Source organism: Gordonia sp. NPDC058843 (genome assembly GCF_042743165.1).
In the GTDB taxonomy this organism is placed as follows: domain Bacteria; phylum Actinomycetota; class Actinomycetes; order Mycobacteriales; family Mycobacteriaceae; genus Gordonia.
In genome coordinates this window covers 1-1275 of record NZ_JBHYNC010000092.1, presented here as the reverse complement: position 1 = coordinate 1275, position 1275 = coordinate 1, and the positions used below count along the sequence as shown (strand labels likewise).

General features: G+C 69.9%; 3 protein-coding genes. 1 reads left to right on the top strand and 2 read right to left on the bottom strand.

Features of this window, described 5'->3' with window-relative positions:
• Both ACFW3F_RS25520 and ACFW3F_RS25515 read right to left on the bottom strand, forming a co-directional pair.
• Window positions 1-253 (bottom strand): M55 family metallopeptidase (locus ACFW3F_RS25520; protein ID WP_388062502.1); only part of this gene is annotated, 253 nt, incomplete at its 3' end.
• Window positions 254-401: 148 nt separating this feature from the next.
• Window positions 402-539, bottom strand: coding sequence for a hypothetical protein (locus ACFW3F_RS25515; protein ID WP_388062500.1), 138 nt, complete (start codon window positions 537-539; stop codon window positions 402-404).
• Between the two features lie 30 nt (window positions 540-569).
• Between ACFW3F_RS25515 and ACFW3F_RS25510 the strand changes: the two genes are divergently transcribed.
• A complete protein-coding gene (locus ACFW3F_RS25510) occupies window positions 570-1175 on the top strand; it encodes a lytic polysaccharide monooxygenase (protein ID WP_359560190.1) in 606 nt (201 codons plus the stop codon).
• Window positions 1176-1275 lie beyond the last annotated feature (100 nt).

Below are 1275 nucleotides of genomic sequence, written 5' to 3'. Positions count from 1 at the left end.
GGGCCTTGTGTCGCCCGGTGAGCATCTCGGCCCGCTCGTCCAGCCGCTCCAGCAGCAGGTTCCGCATCGTCCAGTGGGCCTCGTTGATCAGCACCTCGTCGGCACCGCCGTCGAAGAAGCCCTGGACGGCGGCGTTGACATCCGACGTGAACATGGACCGGCACCGCTCCCACTGGGGATGGCCCGGCAGCACGTCGGCCGGCCAGGTGACACCGGTTGCGCCCTCCATGTCGGCGCTGATGAGGATCTTCATGCGTATGACGCTACATGGCGCCGAATATGCTGGCCAGGGGCCATCCCCCAGTCATAGGTCCACACCACTGGCACCGGTCACCGGCATGCGGAACGACGCCCCGGACGCCGGCGGTCCGGGCCCTGTCGTCCACGGCCGGCGCCGGCCCCTACGCGGCGCGTCCCGTCACGTGCCAGGTGGACGGCAGTTCGATGCGGGTGCCGTCGGGGCCGTACTCCGTGGTGGTCAGCGGCAGGGTGCCGCTCGCCAGCACGGTCAGTCCGGCGGCCGTCAGGAACTCGGGCACCTCCGCGTCGGCGACCTCGCCGGGGGCAGCATGCGCACACGGACCAAGATGTACGCAGCCGCGGTGGGACTGGCCACGACCGGAGCGCTTGTGCTCTCCTCCGGTGGTGCCAGCGGCCACGGCTACACGGACCTGCCGGTCAGCCGGCAGAAGCTCTGCCAGAACGGCGCGGTGGCGAACTGCGGATCCATCCAGTGGGAGCCGCAGAGCGTCGAGGGCCCGAAGGGCTTCCCCGCCTCCGGTCCCGCGGACGGGCAGCTCTGCTCGGCCAACAACACGCGCTTCGCCCAGCTCGACAGCCCGAAGACCCCCTCGGGCGGCGCCTGGCCGACCACCCAGGTGTCGGGCGGCCAGAACTACACCTTCCGGTGGCAGTTCACGGCCATGCACGCCACCACCGACTTCAAGTACTACGTCACCAAGGCGGGCTGGAACCAGAACCACAACCTGTCCCGGTCCGACCTCAACCTCACCCCGTTCCTGACGGTGCCCTACAACGGGCAGCGTCCGCCGGCCACCCTCTCGCACAGCGGCCGGCTGCCGTCCGGGCTCAGCGGGCACCACGTGATCCTCGCGGTGTGGACGGTGAACGACACGGGCAACGCGTTCTACGCCTGCTCGGACGTGACCTTCTGACCCCGAGCGCGCAAAAGGGCCTCTCGCTCCCACGAGAGGCCCTTCGGTGTGCGCCGCCAGGGACTCGAACCCCGGACCCGCTGATTAAGAGTCAGCTGCT